Source organism: Cupriavidus sp. 05L310 (assembly GCF_056398185.1).
This window is the reverse complement of record NZ_JBFTOX010000075.1, coordinates 23,249-40,202: the sequence shown is the minus strand read 5'-3', so window position 1 is coordinate 40,202 and position 16,954 is coordinate 23,249. Positions and strand designations below refer to the sequence as shown.

At 66.6% G+C, this 16,954-nt stretch carries 16 protein-coding genes; 14 read left to right on the top strand and 2 right to left on the bottom strand.

From position 1 onward, the window contains the following. Nucleotides 1-203: 203 nt before the first annotated feature. The gene (locus AC1DS6_RS37305) at nucleotides 204-1,019 is read right to left on the bottom strand and encodes a FadR/GntR family transcriptional regulator (RefSeq protein ID WP_441634000.1); all 816 of its coding nucleotides are present in this window, start codon (nucleotides 1,017-1,019) and stop codon (nucleotides 204-206) included. Nucleotides 1,020-1,312: 293 nt separating this feature from the next. Here AC1DS6_RS37305 and AC1DS6_RS37300 point away from each other — a divergent pair, with 293 nt between their 5' ends. The 7 genes from AC1DS6_RS37300 to AC1DS6_RS37270 all read left to right on the top strand — a co-directional run bounded on the left by AC1DS6_RS37300 (nucleotide 1,313) and on the right by AC1DS6_RS37270 (nucleotide 8,721). Beyond that, nucleotides 1,313-2,518 carry an ABC transporter substrate-binding protein gene (locus AC1DS6_RS37300; RefSeq protein WP_035872523.1) on the top strand — a complete coding sequence of 402 codons (1,206 nt, stop codon included), beginning with the start codon at nucleotides 1,313-1,315 and terminating at the stop codon, nucleotides 2,516-2,518. Nucleotides 2,519-2,605: 87 nt separating this feature from the next. Continuing rightward, nucleotides 2,606-3,463, top strand: coding sequence for a branched-chain amino acid ABC transporter permease (locus AC1DS6_RS37295; protein WP_441633998.1), 858 nt, complete (start codon nucleotides 2,606-2,608; stop codon nucleotides 3,461-3,463). Then, complete coding sequence (locus tag AC1DS6_RS37290; RefSeq protein WP_441633996.1) at nucleotides 3,463-4,446, top strand: branched-chain amino acid ABC transporter permease; 984 nt, start codon at nucleotides 3,463-3,465, stop codon at nucleotides 4,444-4,446. The genes AC1DS6_RS37295 and AC1DS6_RS37290 overlap by 1 nt, the downstream gene beginning before the upstream one ends. Then, nucleotides 4,443-5,210, top strand: coding sequence for an ABC transporter ATP-binding protein (locus tag AC1DS6_RS37285; RefSeq protein ID WP_441633994.1), 768 nt, complete (start codon nucleotides 4,443-4,445; stop codon nucleotides 5,208-5,210). The genes AC1DS6_RS37290 and AC1DS6_RS37285 overlap by 4 nt, the downstream gene beginning before the upstream one ends. 5 nt (nucleotides 5,211-5,215) lie before the next feature. After that, a complete protein-coding gene (locus AC1DS6_RS37280; protein ID WP_441634002.1) occupies nucleotides 5,216-5,917 on the top strand; it encodes an ABC transporter ATP-binding protein in 702 nt (233 codons plus the stop codon). Between the two features lie 54 nt (nucleotides 5,918-5,971). Beyond that, on the top strand, nucleotides 5,972-7,231 hold the full coding sequence (locus AC1DS6_RS37275) for a Zn-dependent hydrolase (RefSeq protein WP_441633992.1): 1,260 nt from the start codon (nucleotides 5,972-5,974) through the stop codon (nucleotides 7,229-7,231). Nucleotides 7,232-7,239: 8 nt separating this feature from the next. Then, nucleotides 7,240-8,721, top strand: coding sequence for a M81 family metallopeptidase (locus AC1DS6_RS37270; RefSeq protein WP_441633990.1), 1,482 nt, complete (start codon nucleotides 7,240-7,242; stop codon nucleotides 8,719-8,721). Between the two features lie 80 nt (nucleotides 8,722-8,801). Here the strand turns inward: AC1DS6_RS37270 and AC1DS6_RS37265 are convergent, their stop codons facing one another. Then, nucleotides 8,802-9,584: a GntR family transcriptional regulator gene (locus tag AC1DS6_RS37265; RefSeq protein ID WP_441633988.1), complete on the bottom strand. Its 783-nt coding sequence runs from the start codon at nucleotides 9,582-9,584 to the stop codon at nucleotides 8,802-8,804. 104 nt (nucleotides 9,585-9,688) lie between these two features. On the opposite strand from AC1DS6_RS37265, the gene AC1DS6_RS37260 reads away from it, so the two are divergent. The 7 genes from AC1DS6_RS37260 (at nucleotide 9,689) to dbpA (ending at nucleotide 16,931) form a co-directional block, all read left to right on the top strand. Further along, nucleotides 9,689-10,471, top strand: coding sequence for an SDR family oxidoreductase (locus tag AC1DS6_RS37260; protein WP_441633986.1), 783 nt, complete (start codon nucleotides 9,689-9,691; stop codon nucleotides 10,469-10,471). A 37-nt stretch (nucleotides 10,472-10,508) separates the two neighbouring features. After that, on the top strand, nucleotides 10,509-11,441 hold the full coding sequence (gene kce / locus AC1DS6_RS37255) for a 3,5-dioxohexanoate:acetyl-CoA acetone transferase (protein WP_441633984.1): 933 nt from the start codon (nucleotides 10,509-10,511) through the stop codon (nucleotides 11,439-11,441). Between the two features lie 90 nt (nucleotides 11,442-11,531). Continuing rightward, a complete protein-coding gene (locus tag AC1DS6_RS37250; RefSeq protein ID WP_045240421.1) occupies nucleotides 11,532-12,851 on the top strand; it encodes an MFS transporter in 1,320 nt (439 codons plus the stop codon). Between the two features lie 150 nt (nucleotides 12,852-13,001). Next, on the top strand, nucleotides 13,002-13,271 hold the full coding sequence (locus AC1DS6_RS37245) for a ubiquitin family protein (RefSeq protein ID WP_035872484.1): 270 nt from the start codon (nucleotides 13,002-13,004) through the stop codon (nucleotides 13,269-13,271). Between the two features lie 87 nt (nucleotides 13,272-13,358). After that, nucleotides 13,359-14,519 carry a beta propeller repeat protein gene (locus AC1DS6_RS37240; RefSeq protein WP_441633982.1) on the top strand — a complete coding sequence of 387 codons (1,161 nt, stop codon included), beginning with the start codon at nucleotides 13,359-13,361 and terminating at the stop codon, nucleotides 14,517-14,519. 65 nt (nucleotides 14,520-14,584) lie between these two features. Continuing rightward, complete coding sequence (locus AC1DS6_RS37235) at nucleotides 14,585-15,475, top strand: DUF72 domain-containing protein (protein ID WP_441633980.1); 891 nt, start codon at nucleotides 14,585-14,587, stop codon at nucleotides 15,473-15,475. A 34-nt stretch (nucleotides 15,476-15,509) separates the two neighbouring features. Then, nucleotides 15,510-16,931 carry an ATP-dependent RNA helicase DbpA gene (gene dbpA, locus AC1DS6_RS37230; protein ID WP_441633978.1) on the top strand — a complete coding sequence of 474 codons (1,422 nt, stop codon included), beginning with the start codon at nucleotides 15,510-15,512 and terminating at the stop codon, nucleotides 16,929-16,931. Nucleotides 16,932-16,954 lie beyond the last annotated feature (23 nt).

Below are 16,954 nucleotides of genomic sequence, written 5' to 3'. Positions count from 1 at the left end.
GCGATGCGAGTTTGGGTCCCGGCCGCTCTTTTCGCCGGATCCCGAGGGGGTGTCGCCCCATCCGGCGCGCCTTCTTTGCCTACTTTCTTGGCAAGACAAGAAAGTAGGTCGCCCCCCGCAGGGGGGTGAAACCGCCTTTGACTTTAAGCTTTTGAAGTTGAAGTTGAAGTTGAAGTTGCAGCCCTTCCCCAATACCCCCACCCCTACCCCCCCCTTCCCCCCTTCCCCCGCCGCGGCATCTCCGAATCCAACACCAACCGCCCATTAATCTTGCCATTCATCCGCGTAACATAACGCGTGCATTCCTCCATATGCGACAGCATCAGCGCACGCACCTTCTCCACATCGCGGTCCCGCGCCGCCGCCAGGATCTTCTTGTGGAACTTGACGTTCGCCGCGCCGAAGCGCTCGTGTTCGCACGTTGGCGTGTCGTTGCCGAACACCACCAGGTGCCGGATCATTTCATTGATCAGCTCGCAGCAAAAGCGCAGCATCGGGTTCGGGTTGGCGGCCGCCAGGATGTCGTGGAAGCTCAGGTCTTCCTGCCGCTGGTTTAGCGGATCGATCGCGGCGGCGGAGGCCGGGTCGCACTGGTCGATGGTGCGTTCCAGCGCGGCGAAATCCTCTTCCGTCAGGTGTGGCACCGCGCCCGCGGCCAGCTCGGGTTCCAGCAGCTTGCGCGCGGTGTAGATATCCGCGATACCGATGTCTTTGAAGAACAGGTAGTTCTGCATCAGCTGGAAGGTGCGGTCCAGTTGCACTTCCACGATTGTGCCGCCGCCCGCCGGGCCGGTGCTCACGCTGACCAGCCCCTGCACTTCGAGCGACTTGAGTGCCTCGCGGATCGTGCTCTTGCTCACGGAGAACATTTGCTGCAGGGCAATCTCGCGCGGCAGCTTGTCGCCGGGGCGCAGGTTCTTCTGCGTGATCAGGCGTTTCAGTTCTTCGGCAACCAGGTCGGCGCGTTTCTGCTTGCGAATCTCGATCGTCCTGGCGCCTTCGCCACGTAGCGGTGCCATGTTGTTTCCATCCCTTTGATTGCCGCGTGCCGCCGGTCCAGTCTGTTGCTGCCGGCCAGGCCACGCCGGGTCCAATTCTACAGGCTGCGATTGCCGCCGCCAGCGCCGCTGGTGCGCGTCGCCTGCGTACGCCTTGCTGCGTTTCCTCCTATTGACTTTGAAAGAAGCGCCTCCTACTATCGTCTCACCTATTTATCATGATAAATAGCATAAAAGGCTGGAGGATGTCCGCGCACCTGACGCGGCGGCTACCGGCCATCCTGGGTGGCTATCCCCATCGAGAGGAGTGAGACATGAATCGTCGTAACCTGTTGAAGCTGGCGGCGTTGTCCGCTGTCCCCGCCGCACTCGTGCACGCCCGCTCCGCGCTGGCGGCCGCGGGTGACGTGATCGAGCTTGGCTGCCCGGTGCCGATGTCGGGCCCCTTCGCGGCCAACGGCAAGTTTGCCGACCTGGGCATGAAGCTGGTGCTGGAGCAATACGACAAGGTGCTTGGCAAGAGCCTGCGCTACAGCGTGCTGGATACCGAAGGCAAGCCGGCCACCGCCGTGCGCAAGATGCAGGAGCTGGCGCAGAAGAACGCGGCGCGCTACTTTGCCGGCGGCATCCTGTCGTCGGAGTCGCTGGCCATGGGCAAGGAGGCGGAGAAGTTCGGCGGCGTATTCGTCACCACAGCCGGTGCCGACGAGATCACCGGCAAGGACTGCAACCGCGCCACCTTCCGCTGGTCCGTGCCCACCTTCGGGGCCATCGAGCGCACCGTGCGGCCGCTGATCGAGGCCATGCCCAAGGCCAGGCGCTGGTACACCATCACTCCCCAGTATGTGTTCGGCGAGGGCCTGCTGTCGGCGGCAAAGAACGTCTTCAAGGAAAAGGGCATCGAGCACGTCGGCAACAGCTATCACGGGCTCAACGAGAAGGAATTCAGCGGCTACCTGACCAACGCGCTGGCGGCCAAGCCGGATGTGCTGCTGATCCTGAACTTCGGCCAGCAGTCGTCCGACACGCTGCGCCAGGCGGCGAGCTTCGGCATGAAGAAGGACACCACGATCCTGGTGGCCTGGGCGTCCGGGCTGGAACAGTTCGAATCGCTGGGGCCGGAGTTGTGCGAAGGCGTGTACTTCGGCGCGCAGTACTGGCATGGCGCGGATTCGCCGCTGAACCGCGACCTGGTCAAACGGAGCAACGCGCGTTTCAAGAGCAATCCGAACTACAGCCTGGCCGGTTCCTATATCTGCACCAAGATCATGCTGGACGGCATGATCAAGGCGGGCACCGCCGATCCCAAGGCCGTGGTGGCCGCCATCGAGGGCATGAAGTACGACGGCCTGACCGGATCCGAGGAAGTGCGCGCGGCCGACCACCAGGTCATCAAGGACTACTACCTGCTCAAGGGCAAGGCGAAGAGCCGCATGAAGGACAAGGACGACTACGCCGAGGTGATCAGCGCCGGCAAGTCCTTCCTGCCCGTCGACAAGACCCTGTGCAAGATGGCCTGACGGGCCGCCTGCAAGCTACAGGCCGTGCGCCCCGGCATCGGGGCGCACCAGGGCCATCCTTCCCGTCCAAGCTTTCCGCTCAAGCCCATGAACGTCTACCTGTTGCAGGTGGTCAACGGCGTTGGCATCGGCATGCTCTACTTCCTGCTGGCAGTGGGTTTGTCGATCATCTTCGGCCTGTTGCGCTTCGTTAATTTTGCCCACGGTGCCTTCTATGCGCTCGGTGCTTACCTCTGCTTCCAGGCCTTGCAGCTTGGCCTGAATTTCTGGGTCGCGCTGGTCGCCGCGCCGCTGCTGGTCGGCGCCTTTGCCTGGCTGACCGAGAAGGTCATGCTGCGGCACGTGTACGCGCTTCCGCATGAGTTCCATATCCTGGTAACGGTCGGCCTCGCGATGGTGGCGCAGGAGCTGATCATCACCAGTTGGGGCCCGCTCGGCGTCAACGTGGCGCCACCCGAATCGCTGCAGGGCGTGGTGATGTGGGGCAGCTTCGTTTATCCGAAGTACCGGCTGTTCGTGATCGGCTTCACCGCGCTGCTGGCGGTCGGCTTGTGGTGGCTGCTGGAAGGCACGCGCCTGGGCAGCGCGGTGCGCGCGGGCAGTGAATCGACGGAGATGGTGTCGCTGCTCGGCATCAACATCTTCCGCCTGTTCAGCCTGATGTTCGCGCTGGGCGCGGCCACGGCGGCCATCGCCGGCGTGCTGGCCGCGCCGATCCGGGGGGCCGAGCCGTTCATGGGCGTGGAGGCGCTGGGCGTGGCGTTCGTGGTGGTGGTAGTGGGCGGGCTGGGCAGTTTCACCGGCGCGCTGGTGGGCGGCGTGCTGGTCGGCGTGGTGCAAAGCCTGATGAGCACGCTGTGGCCGGAAGGCGCGTGGCTGATGATCTATGTGGCCATGGCCGCGGTGCTGCTGCTGCGCCCGCATGGCTTGCTCGGGAGAGGATGATGGAGATGCTCAAACGCTATCGCTTCTGGCTGCTGGCGCTGGGCGTGACCCTGGTGCTGCCGCTTACGATGCGCTCCGGCACGCTGGCCACCGAAGTGCTGGTCTATGCCATGGCGGTGATGGCCTGCAACCTGTTGCTTGGCTACACCGGACTGCTTTCCTTCGGACAGGGCATTTTCTTCGGCCTCGGCAGTTATGGCCTGGGCATCGCGCTGACGCGCCTGGCGCTGCCTTTGCCGCTGGCGCTGGTGCTTGCCATCGTCCTGGGCGCGGCGGCGGCGGCGCTGGTCGGGTGGTTCGCCATTCGCCAGCGCGGCACGTACTTCGTGATGCTCACGCTGGCATTCGCGCAGATGTTCTACTTCCTCGCCTACACCACGCCGGACCTGACCGGTGGCGACAACGGCCTGCTCGATATTCCGCGCCCGCCGGTCTCGCTGTTCGGCACCCAGCTGGGCTCGCTGGCCGGGCCGTGGCAGTTCTACGCTTTTGTGGCGGTGCTGTTCCTGCTGGTGTTCTTCCTGGTGTTGCGTGTGACGGAGTCCGTGTTTGGCCGCACTTTGCTCGCGATCCGCAACAACGAGGAGCGCGCGCAGGCGGTCGGCTACAACGTCAGGTACTTCAAGCTGACGGCCTTCGTGCTGTCGGGGGCGATCACCGGGCTGGCCGGCGCGCTGCACGCCATGCTGATGGGCATCGCGCCGCTGACCAATATCGACTATCACACCAGCGAGATGATCCTGATCATGACGGTGATCGGCGGCACCGGCAACGCCTTTGCCTCGGTGCTGGGTGCGGCCTTCTATGTGCTGCTGTCGGACTGGCTGTCGACCTTGTGGCCGCGCTGGCTGATGCTGCTCGGCTTCCTGCTGATCGCGGTCAGCCTGTTCATTCCGCGCGGGCTTTGGGGCCTGGGAGAGATGCTGTGGCGCAAGATGAGCCGCGAACCGGCGAAGCCGATCGGACAGGAGGAACAGGCATGACAACGGCGATTCTGGAAGCGCGCGGGATTACCAAGTCCTATGGCAAGTTCAACGCGCTGGGCGGTGTGGACCTGCGGGTGATGCCGGGCACCGTGCATTCGGTGATCGGGCCCAACGGCGCCGGCAAGACCACGCTGTTCCATATGCTCACGGGCACCGGCACGGTGACCGCGGGAACCATCGTCTTCGACGGCAAGGATGTGACACGCGAGCCGGATTACCAGCGCGTGCAGCGCGGCATCGCGCGTTCGTTCCAGGTGACCAGCCTGTTCACGCATCTCCCTGTGCGGGAGAACCTGCGGCTGGCGGCGCTCGGAACTAGCCCGCGCCGCGCGATGGATTGCTGGCGGCGGCCGCTGGGGCAACTGGCCTGCGCGGATACCGTGGACGGCGTGCTGCAACGGCTGGAGCTGACCCGCGTCGCCAATGCGGAAGCCGGCACGCTGTCGCACGGCCAGCAGCGGCGGCTGGAAGTGGGCATGGCGCTGGCCGCAAGGCCGCGCGCCATCTTTCTGGACGAGCCGACGTCCGGCATGGGGATCGACGACCTGGCCGCGATGAAGCACCTGATTCGCGGTTTGAGCGCGGATCACACCGTGGTGCTGATCGAACACAATATGGATATCGTCATGGATATCTCCGACACCGTGACCGTGATGCAGCAGGGCAAGGTGTTGATGGAAGGCTCGCCTGACGCCGTGCGCAATGACCCGCGCGTGCGGGCCGCGTACCTGGGCAACATGATCACCGGAGGCGGCAAATGACGACGATGCTGGATGTCCAGGACGTGCACGGCTACTACGACAAGAGCCATGTGCTGCAAGGCGTATCGCTGGCGGTGGGCGCCGGCGAACTGGTCACCCTGCTGGGCCGCAACGGCGCCGGCAAATCCACCACCCTGAAGGCCATCGCCGGCGTGGTGCGTCCGCGCGGCGGACGCGTGCTGTTCCAGGGCCGCGACATCGCCTGCATGGAGCCGCACCGGATCGCGGCGGACGGTCTTTGCCTGGTGCCCGAGCATCGCGGCATCTTCCGTTTGCTGACCGTGGAAGAGAATCTCAAGCTCGGCGCGCGCAAGGCGTCGCCGTGGCAGCTGGACGATATCTACCGCATCTTCCCGCGCCTGCGCGAGCGGCGCCGCAACGGCGGCGCGCAGTTGTCCGGCGGCGAGCAGCAGATGCTCGCCATCGGCCGCGCGCTGATGAACCACCCGCGCCTGCTGATGCTGGACGAGCCGGTGGAGGGCCTGGCGCCGGTCATCGTCGAGGAGATCGTGGCGCAGCTCAAGATGATCAAGGCGGCCGGCGTCTCGATCCTGCTGGTGGAGCAGAACCTGGAGGTTTGCATGCAGCTGGCGGACCGGCATTTCATCCTGGAGCAAGGGACGGTGGTCTACAGCGGCAGCAATGCCGCGTTCCGGGAGGACGAGGCCGTCAAGGACCGCTATCTCGGCGTGGGCCTTGCGGCCTGATCCGCCGGACATCTACAAGCACGAGCATAAGCAGTGAAAGCGAGAGGAAGCACTATGTTGACGCAGCACCAACCTGCCCTGGCAAGCCTTCGCATTGATGGCGCGCGCCTGTGGGATTCACTGATGCGGCTCGCCGAGATCGGCGCGACGCCGAAAGGCGGCGTATGCCGGCTGGCACTGACTGAGCAGGACCGCCTCGGCCGGGATTTCTTCGTGGCGGAGGCCCGGGCCTCCGGCTGCGAAGTGCGGGTGGATGCGGTGGGCAACCTGTTCGCGCGCAGGGCGGGCAAGAACAACGGGCTGCCGCCAGTGATGACCGGCAGCCATATCGATACCCAGCCCACCGGCGGCAGGTTCGATGGCAACTACGGCGTGCTGGCGGGGCTGGAAGTGCTGCGCACGCTCAACGATGCCGGCGTGCAGACCGCGCACCCGCTGGAAGTCGTCGTGTGGACCAATGAGGAAGGCTCGCGCTTCGTGCCGGTCATGATGGGCTCCGGCGCCTTTGTTGGCGAGTTCGCGCTGGACGGCGTGCTGGGCCAGCGCGACCGCGATGGCGTTTCCGTGCGGCAGGCATTGGCCGCGATCGGCTATGCCGGCGGCGAGGCGGTTGGCGGGCGCCCGGTGGCCGCGTATTTCGAGGCGCATATCGAACAGGGTCCGGTGCTGGAGGCCAGCGATGTGCCGATCGGCGTCGTCACGGGCGCGCTGGGCCAGCGCTGGTACGACGTGGTCGTCACCGGGATGGAGGCGCATGCCGGCCCCACGCCGATGGCCATGCGCCGCGACGCCATGCTGGTGAGCGCGGAGCTGGTCGGCATCGTCAACCGCATTGCCATGGAGCGGCAGCCTCACGGACGCGCCACGGTGGGCTGCATGGAAGTGCACCCGAACTCCCGCAACGTCATTCCCGGCCGCATTGCCATGACGGTGGACCTGCGTTCCGACACGGATGCCACGCTGTCGGAGATGGACCGTGCCTTCCGCGAAGCCGCCGCGCAACTGGCCGCGCGTACCGGGCTAAGCATCGGCATCGAACAGGTGGTGTACTTCCCGCCGCAGCCGTTCGACGCGCGCATGGTGGCGTCCGTGCGCGCCGCCGCGCGGCGGCTGGAGCTGCCGGAGATAGACGTCATCAGCGGCGCCGGGCACGACGCGGTCTATCTCGCGCGCGTGGCGCCGGCCGCGATGATCTTCGTGCCATGCAAGGACGGCATCAGTCATAACGAGATCGAAGACGCCAGGCCCGAGCACCTGGAGGCGGGCTGCAATGTCCTGCTGCAAGTGATGCTCGAATCCGCCAACCTGTCCTGACGCCCGTCATGAAGATCCTGATCGCACGCCTGAACCACGAGACCAATACCTTTTCGCCGGTGCCGACGCCGCTGTCGTCCTTCGATCCCCGCTACGGGGAAGACGCTTACAGGGCCAGCAAGGGCACGCGCACGGCCATCGGCGCCTTCATCGACCTGGCCGAAGCGGCGGGCGCCGAACTAGTGGTGCCGGTCGCGGCCGGCGCCAACCCCAGCGGGCGCGTCGCGGCCGATGCGTATACCGCGCTATGCGACGCCATCGTGAGCGCGGCCCCCGGCTGCGATGCGGTGATGCTCGACCTGCACGGCGCCATGGTCGCGGAGAACAGCGACGACGGCGAGGGCGAGTTGCTCGCGCGTTTGCGCAAGGTGCTGCCCGATGTGCCGGTCGCGATTGCGCTGGACCTGCACGGCAACGTCACGCAGGCGATGATGGCGCACGCGGATATCGCCGTCAGCTTCAAGACCTATCCGCACGTCGACATGTACGAAACCGGCGAGCACGCCGGCCGCCTGCTGATGCGCATGCTGCGGCAACGGATACGGCCCGCGCTCGCATGGCGGCGTTTGCCGATGGTGACGCACACGCTGCGCAGCAACACCGGCGAGGGCGCCATGCAGCGCGCGGTGGCGGCGGCCCGGCAGGCCGAGGCCGGTGGCATGCTGGCGGTATCGGTGCTGGCCGGTTTCGGGCTGGCGGATATCGCGGCGCCTTGCATCAGCGTGCTGGTGGTGGCCGATGGCGATGCCGCGGCGGCACAAGCCGCGGCGGACAAGCTCGCGGCGCAGATCTGGAACGAGCGCGCCGGCTTCGTCTATGAAAGCGAGCCGCTGGCGGATTCCATTGCGCGTGCCGCGCAACTGGCGGCTGCCGACGGCAAGGGGCCGGTGCTGTTGCTGGACCACGGCGACAACTGCATGTCCGGCGGCACCTGCGACGATATGGCGGTGCTGCGCGAAGCGCTGCGCCAGGGCCTGTCCGGCATCGCGGTGGGGCCGGTGTGCGACCCGCGCGCGGTAGCCGCGCTGATCGAAGCCGGCGTGGGCGCCAGCGTCACGTTGCCGGTGGGCAACAAGGTGCCGCTTAGCCAGCTCGGCGTCTATCCCACGCCGCTGACCCTGAGCGGGAGCGTCTCCGCCATCAGCGACGGGGAATACGTGATCAGCGGTCCTACCTACCCCGGCCTGCGCATCCGCATGGGCCGCACCGCGCTGCTCGATACCGGCGCGGCGCAGGTGGTGGTGACGGAGACGCCGCAAGAACACTGGGACCTTGGCATTTTCACCCACATCGGCGTGGACCCGCTGGCGCAGCGCTTCCTGCTGCTGAAATCGCGCATGTACTGCCGCCCGGTATTCGTGCCGATCGCGAAGGCGGTGGTCGAGTGCGATGGCGGCGGCGTGACGAGTTCGCGCTACGCGCAGTTCCCGTTTCAGCGGCTGGCGCGGCCGGTGTATCCGCTGGATGCGGATGTCGCCTGGCGCGCATAGCCGCGGATTGCTGTCGGGGCGCCGCCCCAATCCATGCCTTAGCGCGCGCTGGCGAACCGCCTGTGCCGGCGCGTGCAGGTTCAGGCGGGGCGCCTTGTGCCAGCGGCGCGTGAGCGCCGCGCAGTTGCTGGCGCCGGCTTGTCCGGGCCGGATGCAGGTTCATCGAACGCATCCGCCGCCAGCAGCACGCCCGCGGAGACGATGTATTCCGCCGCGCTTTCAATATCCCCTTGCAGTGCGGCCCGTGCCGCCACGCCATCCTTGCGCTTGAGCGCCTCAACAAGCCGCGCGTGATGATTGACGGCCACCTGCTCGCCCACGCGGCGCGAGCCGGAGCGCAGGTCGTGATTCAGGATCGGGCCGATGCGCAGCCATAGTGCTTCGATCATCTGCAAAAGCATCGGCATGCCGGCGCCTTTGTAGACGGCGAAATGCAATTCCTTGTTGACGGAGATCAGCCGCGAGCTGTCCGGCTTGGACCGTGCCATCTCTTCCGCGAAGCGGTCGTGCAGGGCGGTGATCTGCACGATCGCGGCATCGCTCAGGTGCTCGGCCGCCTGCTCCGTCGCCAGCCCTTCCAGGTTGACCCGGATGCTGGTGATCTCCCGGAACTGGCTCACGCTCATGACCGGCACGCGCAGCGCGCGGTTCGGCGTCAGTTCCAGTGCCTGCTCCGCCACCAGCCGGTGGACCGCCTCGCGCACCGGCATCACGCTCACGCCCAGCGCGGCGGCGGTGCTGCGCAGCGAGATCTGTTCGCCGGGCATCATGTGGCCGCTGATCAACAGCTCTCTCAATTGCGCATAGACGTCGGCACTCAGCGTCTGGCGCTTCAAAGGGGTCACAAGTTCGGGTAGGGACATGCGGAAATCATAGCACATAGGGTATTCCCGATTTGCGATCTGTGATCACAGATATAACATGGCGCCAATGGAGCAATATCGCCTCATGGATGGAGCTGACGAATATGTGGAATGACAATTCTCTGGCGGGCAAGCGGGTCCTGGTGACCGCGGGCGCCGACGGCATCGGCCTGGAAATCACCCGCGCCTTCGCGCAGGCGGGCGCCAGCGTGCTCGTGTGCGATGTCCAGGGCGCCAGCCTTGAGCGGCTGGCGGCCGAGTTGCCGGCGGTGCATGGCTGCCGGGCCGACGTGTCGGGCGAGGCCGACGTGGCGGCATTGTTCGAGGCCGTCGACCGCACCCTCGGCGGCCTGGACGTACTCGTGAACAACGCCGGCGTGGCGGGCCCCACCGGCGGCGTGGAGACCCTGGCGCTGGCTGACTGGGAGCGCACGCTCGCGGTCAATATCACCGGCCAGTTCCTGTGCACCCGCCTGGCGGTGCCGCGCCTTCGCCGGGGGAATAACGCCGCCATCGTCAACCTGTCGTCGGCCGCCGGCCACCTGGGCATGCCCGGGCGCTCGGTCTACTCGGCGTCCAAGTGGGCGGTGATCGGCTTCACCAAATCGCTGGCGCTGGAACTCGGCGCGGACGGCATCCGCGTGAATGCCATTCTGCCCGGCGCGGTCGATGGCCCGCGCATTCGCGCGGTCATCGCGGCAAAGGCCGAAGCGCTGGGCAAGCGGCTGGAGGAAGTCACGCGCGCCTACACCTCGCAAGCCGCGCTGGGGCGCATGGTGACGGCGCGCGACATCGCCAACATGGTGCTGTTCGCGTCCAGCGACCTGGCCGCCAACGTCACCGGCCAGGAACTGGTGGTCGATGGCCTGACCCAAGCCCTTAGCTGAGCGCACCCCCACCAACCGATTTCATACGGAGCCCGCCATGGCAGCCCGATCCAAAGCCATCATCACCTGCGCCCCTACCGGCGCGATCCACACGCCCAGCATGTCGCCGCACCTGCCGGTAAGCGCCGAGGAAATCGCCACTGCCGCCATCGACGCGGCCAAGGCAGGCGCGGCCATCCTGCACCTGCACGCGCGCGATCCGAAGGACGGGCGGCCGTCGCAGGATCCGGAGCTGTTCCGGCCGTTCCTGTCGAAGATCAAGTCCGCCACCAATGCCGTGATCAACATCACCACCGGCGGCAGCCCCCACATGACCGTGGAGGAGCGCATGCTCCCTGCCACCACCTTCAAGCCGGAACTTGCGTCGCTTAACATGGGCTCGATGAACTTCGGCCTGTTCCCGATGCTGGAGCGTTTCAAGGAGTTCAGGCACGAATGGGAGCGCGAGCATCTGGAGAACAGCCGCAACCTGATCTTCAAGAACACCTTCAGCGACATCGAGAATATCCTGAAGATCGGCAACGCCAACGGCACGCGCTTCGAGTTCGAGTGCTATGACATCAGCCACCTGAACAACCTGAAGCATTTCCTGGATCGCGGGCTGGTCAAGGCGCCGGTGTTCGTACAGTCGGTGTTCGGCATCCTGGGCGGCATCGGTGGCGATCCGGAAGACCTGATGCATATGCATCGGACCGCGAACCGGCTGTTCGGCGACCAGTACCGCTGGTCCATCCTCGGCGCCGGGCGCAACCAGATTCCGCTGGCTACCATCGGCGCAGCGATGGGCGCCAACGTGCGGGTCGGCCTGGAGGATTCGCTGTGGATCGGCCACGGCCGGCTGGCGGCTTCGAGCGCCGAGCAGGTGCTGCGTATCCGCAGCGTGCTGGAGGCGTTGAACATCGATGTCGCGACGCCCGACGAGGCGCGCGAGATCCTCGGCCTGAAGGGCGCGGACAACGTGGCGTTCTGAGTGCCGGCGCCGCCTTGCGCGGCGCCACGCTGCTGCTGTTGCCGTTGCCTTCGAAAACAAAACATATACCGCCGACAGGAGACACCATTCATGTCTACCACCTATGTGCAAACCGCACGAGAAGCGCCGCTTGCCGATCAGCGCTCGCTGAACGCGCTGCTGTTCAGGAAGCTGATGCCGCTGCTGGTGCTGGCTTATGTGATCAGCTTCCTCGATCGCACCAATATCGCGCTGGCGAAGAGCCACATCGCGGTCGACCTGGGTATCTCCGCGGCGGCTTACGGCCTGGGCGCGGGCTTGTTCTTTCTCAGCTACGCGCTGCTGGAAGTGCCCAGCAACCTGATCATGCACAAGGTAGGGGCGCGCTTCTGGATCACGCGCATCATGATCACCTGGGGATTGCTGTCCACCGGCATGGCCTTTGTCAGCGGCGAGACCTCGTTCTACGTGATGCGCCTGCTGCTCGGCGCGGCGGAAGCGGGCCTGTTCCCCGGCGTGATGCTCTACCTGACATACTGGTTCGGCCGCAAGGAGCGGGCGCGCGCGACCGGGTACTTCCTGCTGGGCGTATGCATTGCCAACATCCTCAGCGGACCGCTTGGCGGCGCGCTGCTGCAAATGGACGGCGTGCTGGGCTGGCGCGGCTGGCAGTGGATGTTCGTCCTGGAAGGCCTGCCGGCGGTGGCGTTTGCATTTGTCGTGTGGAAGAAGCTGCCGGACGGCCCCGCCACCGCGACCTGGCTGTCGCCCGAAGAATCCCGCGAGGTGGAACGCCGCCTGGCGGCGGAGCAAGCCGAGGAAGCGGCCGCCGGGCACGTCGGGCATTCGTTCCGGGGCTGCCTGGCCGATCGCCAGATCTGGCTCGCGATCTTCGTGTACTTCTGCCACCAGATCAGCATCTACACCGTGATCTTCTTCCTGCCGGGCATCATCGGCACCTATGGCAAGCTGTCGCCGCTGCAAATCGGCCTGCTCAATTCCGTGCCGTGGATCGCGGCGGCCATCGGCGCGGCGGCGCTGCCGCGCTTCGCCAGCAACCCGCGGCGCTGCCGCCGCATGCTGATCGCGGGGCTTGCCGTCATGTCCGCCGGCCTGCTGCTCGCGGCGTATGCCGGGCCAGTGGTGGCCATGGTGGGCTTCAGCCTGACGGCATCGATGTTCTTCGTGGTGCAGTCGGTCATCTTCCTCTTTCCGTCGTCCCGTCTTGCCGGCGTGGCGCTGGCTGGCGGGCTGGCGCTGGTCAACACCTGCGGGCTGGTCGGCGGCTTTATCGGCCCGTCCGTGATGGGGGTGATCGAGCAGACCACGGGCAGCACGAAGAACGGCCTGCTGATCATCGCGGGGATGCTGGTGCTGGCTGCGATTGCCAGCACCCGGCTGCGCCAGGGCCAGGAAGGGAAGGCCGCCTGAAGCGTGTTGCATTGCGGGATGCGCGCGGCGTGACCGATAGTGCATCCGTTCCGGGTGGGGAGTGCGATCGCACGCGCACTCCCCGCAGGATTTCCTACACTGCAAGACGTTCGCATACTCTGCCAGCGGTCCCCTCGCTAGCCAGCAACCATGCCACGTCTTGTCTTTGCCGCCGCCATCCAGCGCCATGTCCCCAGCCCGGAACGCGAGGTCTGCGCGGCTACCGTGTGTGCCGCGCTGGAACGGGCTTTCAGTGAGCAGCCGGAACTGCGCGGCTATATCCTGGACGATCAGGGGCAGTTGCGCCGGCACCTGGCCGTGTTTGTCGATGGCTCCGCCATTCGCGACCGCCGCCGCCTGAGCGACCGCGTGGGCGAGAGCAGCCAGATCTTTGTGGTGCAGGCGCTGTCCGGCGGTTGACAGCGCAAGCTGCCGTTGGCAACAGGCTGACAACAGGCCGCTGACAACAGGGCGCCGAAGGCATGCCGCTGTAGACAGGAGTCCAGCATGAGCGATCAGCTTTTCGTTGGCACGCGCAAGGGCTTGTTCATATTGCGGCGCGACAGCGCCGGCGCATGGCGGCAGGACTCGGTGCATTTCCTGGGCGAGCCGGTCAGCATGGTACTGGCCGATCCGCGCGACGGCACCTTGTACGCGGCACTCAACCTTGGGCACTTTGGCGTCAAGCTGTGGCGGCGCAGGGCGCGCGGCACGGAGTGGGGCGTGTGCTCGGTGCCGGTTTATCCGCCTCAGCCGGAGCCGGATCGTCGCCACGAATCCGCCCCGGACGGCGTACCCGCCGCTGCGCAAACCGGAGATACGGCGCAGGCCGGCCCGCCGGCCCCGGTGCCGTGGTCCTTGCAGCAGATCTGGTCGATGGAAGCGGGCGGCACCGATGAACCCGGCGCGCTCTGGGTCGGCACCCTGCCGGGCGGGCTGTTCCGCTCCGGCGACGGCGGCGCGACCTGGGCGCTGAACCGTCCGCTCTGGGACCGCCCCGAACGCAGCGAGTGGTTCGGCGGTGGCTACGATGTGCCGGGGATCCATTCCATCTGCGTGGATCCGCGCGACAGCCGCCACGTCACGGTTGCCGTATCGTGCGGCGGTGTCTGGCAGACCCGGGACGGCGGCAAGAACTGGACCTGCACCGCCAGCGGCATGGTGGCCGACTACATGCCGCCGGAGCGGCGCGAGGACGGCAATATCCAGGACCCGCACCGCCTGGTGCAGTGCGCCGGCCATCCGAACGCCATGTGGGTGCAGCATCATGGCGGCATCTTCCGCTCCGGCGATGGCGGCGTGCACTGGCAACGCTTGCATGCCCAGCCGTCGAGCTTCGGTTTTGCCGTGGCGGCGCATCCGCGCCGGCCCAATACCGCGTGGTTCGTGCCGGCGGTGAAGGACGAATGCCGCGTGCCGGTAGACGGCAGGCTGGCTGTCACGCGCACGCGCGACGGCGGGGTCAGCTTCGAGGTATTCTCCGACGGACTGCCCGACGCGCCGGCCTACGACCTGGTCTACCGGCACGGCCTGGCGGTGGACCATAGCGGCGACCGCCTCGCCATGGGCTCCACCACCGGCGGCTTGTGGATCTCGGAGAGCGGCGGGGAACGCTGGAAGCTGTTCTCGGCGCATCTGCCGCCGATTTACTGCGTGCGCTTCTCCTGAGTCTTTCCAGCGCGCGCCGACGCTTTCGACTGCTGGACCGACCGCCAGACAAAGGATGCGAACGCATGGCTGAAGCAAGCGCGAAGACAACCGGAAAGGCCGCCAGGACGCCCGAAGCCGCCGGCGGCGCCATCGCCCGCATCGGCATCGGCGGCTGGAACTTCGCCCCATGGCGCGACAACTTCTATCCCGCCAGGCTGGCGCAAAGCCGGGAACTCGAATACGCCAGCCGCCAGCTCACCGCCATCGAAATCAACAGCACCTACCACGGCACCCAGAAGCGCAGCTCCTTCGCCAAATGGCGCGACGAGACGCCCGATGGCTTCGTGTTCGCGCTCAAGGCATCGCGCTTCGCCACCAACCGCCGGGTGCTGGCGGAATCCGCCGAGTCCATCGCGCGTTTTATCGATAGCGGCATTGCCGAGCTGGGCGGCAAGCTCGGCCCTGTCGTCTGGCAATTCGCACCCACCAAACAGTTCGACCCCGAAGACTTCGAAGCCTTCCTTGCGCTGCTGCCTGCCTCGGTCGAGGGCCGCGAACTGCGCCATGTGCTCGATGTGCGGCACGAGAGCTTCATGACGCCGGACTATCTCCAGCTTGCGCGCAAGTACAAGGCCGCCACCGTCTTCACCGATTCGGACAAGTTTCCGTCCTTCGCCGATCTCACCGCGGATTTTGTCTATGCGCGGCTGATGCGCAGCAGCGAGAAGCTGAAGACCGGCTATGCGCCCAAGGCGCTCGATGCGTGGGGCGAGCGGGTGCGGGCCTGGGCCTCTGGCGGCATCCCGGAAGACCTGCCGCGGGTGGACGGCAAGGCGGCGGCGAAGCGCAAGCGTGAGGTGTTCGTTTTCTTTATCAACGGCGCCAAGGAGCGCGCGCCGGCGGCGGCGCAGGCGCTGCTGGCGCGGCTGGGGTGGCAGGCGCCGCCATGGCAGGCCGATGCCAGGGGTGGATAGACGATGGAGGGGCGCAAGCCCGTTATAATCCGGCATGAACTCAAGCCCTACCCAATCCGCAGCGTCCGCCGCTGCCGGCGCCTCTTTCTCCAAACTGCCCCTCTCGCCCGCCACGCTGGCGACGCTGGAGCAGCTCGGCTACCAGACCATGACCCCGATCCAGGCCGCCAGCCTGCCGGTCGCGCTGGCCGGCCAGGACCTGATCGCGCAGGCCAAGACCGGCAGCGGCAAGACCGCCGCCTTCGCGCTGGCGCTGCTGAACCGGCTGGATACGCGCCGTTTCGACGTGCAGGCGCTGGTGCTGTGCCCCACGCGGGAGCTGGCCGAGCAGGTCACGCAGGAAATCCGCCGCCTGGCGCGCGCGGAAGAGAACGTCAAGATCCTGACGCTGTGCGGCGGCTCGCCGATGCGCCCCCAGGCCGACAGCCTGGCGCATGGCGCACATATTGCCGTGGGCACGCCCGGACGCATCATGGATCACCTGGAGCGCGGTACGCTGCACCTGGATGCGCTCAACACCCTGGTGCTGGACGAAGCCGACCGCATGCTCGACATGGGCTTCTTCGACGACATCGCCTATGTGGCGAGCCACTGCCCCAAGGAGCGCCAGACCCTGCTGTTCTCGGCAACCTATCCCGAAGGCATCGCCCGGCTCAGCCAGCAGTTCCTGCGCAAGCCGCGCGAGATCAAGCTGGAGGAGCAGCACGACGACAGCAAGATCCGCCAGCGCTTCTATGAGGTGGAAGACAGCGACCGCCTCAACGCCGTAAGCCTGTTGCTCAACCATTACCGCCCGGTCAGCACGCTGGCCTTCTGCAACACCAAGGCGCGTTGCCGCGACCTGGTCGACCTGCTGCGCGCGCAAGGCTTCGAAGCCCTGGCCCTGCACGGTGAGCTGGAACAGCGCGAGCGCGACCAGGTGCTGGTGCAGTTTGCCAACCGCAGCTGCTCCGTGCTGGTTGCCACCGACGTGGCCGCGCGCGGCCTCGACATCGCCCAGCTCGAAGCGGTGATCAACGTCGACGTCACGCCGGACCCCGAGGTCTACGTCCACCGCATCGGCCGCACCGGCCGCGCGGACGAGGACGGCTGGGCGCTCTCGCTGGCCAGCATGAACGAGATGGGCCGCGTGGGCAATATCGAACAGGCCATGGGCACCGAGATGGAATGGCAGCCGCTGTCCGAACTGGCCCCGGCCAGCAACGAGCGCCTGCTGCCGCCCATGGTCACGCTGCAGATCCTCGGCGGGCGCAAGGAGAAGATGCGCCCCGGCGATATCCTCGGCGCGCTCACCGGCGACGCGGGCTACGCCAAGCACCAGATCGGCAAGATCAACGTGATGGACATGTCCACCTACGTGGCGGTCGAGCGTTCGATCGGCCGCGAGGCGATGCGCAAGCTCAATGACGGGACGGTAAAGGGCAAGCGCGTGAAAGTGCGCATGCTGACGGAATAACGGTGGCGGCGACGCTGCGGTAC

Excerpts from the sequence above, each read along its gene's own strand:
- AC1DS6_RS37305 (WP_441634000.1), bottom strand. The coding sequence starts at position 1,019 with ATGGCACCGCTACGTGGCGAAGGCGCCAGGACGATCGAGATTCGCAAG.
- AC1DS6_RS37300 (WP_035872523.1), top strand. The coding sequence starts at position 1,313 with ATGAATCGTCGTAACCTGTTGAAGCTGGCGGCGTTGTCCGCTGTCCCC.
- AC1DS6_RS37295 (WP_441633998.1), top strand. The coding sequence starts at position 2,606 with ATGAACGTCTACCTGTTGCAGGTGGTCAACGGCGTTGGCATCGGCATG.
- AC1DS6_RS37290 (WP_441633996.1), top strand. The coding sequence starts at position 3,463 with ATGGAGATGCTCAAACGCTATCGCTTCTGGCTGCTGGCGCTGGGCGTG.
- AC1DS6_RS37285 (WP_441633994.1), top strand. The coding sequence starts at position 4,443 with ATGACAACGGCGATTCTGGAAGCGCGCGGGATTACCAAGTCCTATGGC.
- AC1DS6_RS37280 (WP_441634002.1), top strand. The coding sequence starts at position 5,216 with ATGCTGGATGTCCAGGACGTGCACGGCTACTACGACAAGAGCCATGTG.
- AC1DS6_RS37275 (WP_441633992.1), top strand. The coding sequence starts at position 5,972 with ATGTTGACGCAGCACCAACCTGCCCTGGCAAGCCTTCGCATTGATGGC.
- AC1DS6_RS37270 (WP_441633990.1), top strand. The coding sequence starts at position 7,240 with ATGAAGATCCTGATCGCACGCCTGAACCACGAGACCAATACCTTTTCG.
- AC1DS6_RS37265 (WP_441633988.1), bottom strand. The coding sequence starts at position 9,584 with ATGTCCCTACCCGAACTTGTGACCCCTTTGAAGCGCCAGACGCTGAGT.
- AC1DS6_RS37260 (WP_441633986.1), top strand. The coding sequence starts at position 9,689 with ATGTGGAATGACAATTCTCTGGCGGGCAAGCGGGTCCTGGTGACCGCG.
- kce (WP_441633984.1), top strand. The coding sequence starts at position 10,509 with ATGGCAGCCCGATCCAAAGCCATCATCACCTGCGCCCCTACCGGCGCG.
- AC1DS6_RS37250 (WP_045240421.1), top strand. The coding sequence starts at position 11,532 with ATGTCTACCACCTATGTGCAAACCGCACGAGAAGCGCCGCTTGCCGAT.
- AC1DS6_RS37245 (WP_035872484.1), top strand. The coding sequence starts at position 13,002 with ATGCCACGTCTTGTCTTTGCCGCCGCCATCCAGCGCCATGTCCCCAGC.
- AC1DS6_RS37240 (WP_441633982.1), top strand. The coding sequence starts at position 13,359 with ATGAGCGATCAGCTTTTCGTTGGCACGCGCAAGGGCTTGTTCATATTG.
- AC1DS6_RS37235 (WP_441633980.1), top strand. The coding sequence starts at position 14,585 with ATGGCTGAAGCAAGCGCGAAGACAACCGGAAAGGCCGCCAGGACGCCC.
- dbpA (WP_441633978.1), top strand. The coding sequence starts at position 15,510 with ATGAACTCAAGCCCTACCCAATCCGCAGCGTCCGCCGCTGCCGGCGCC.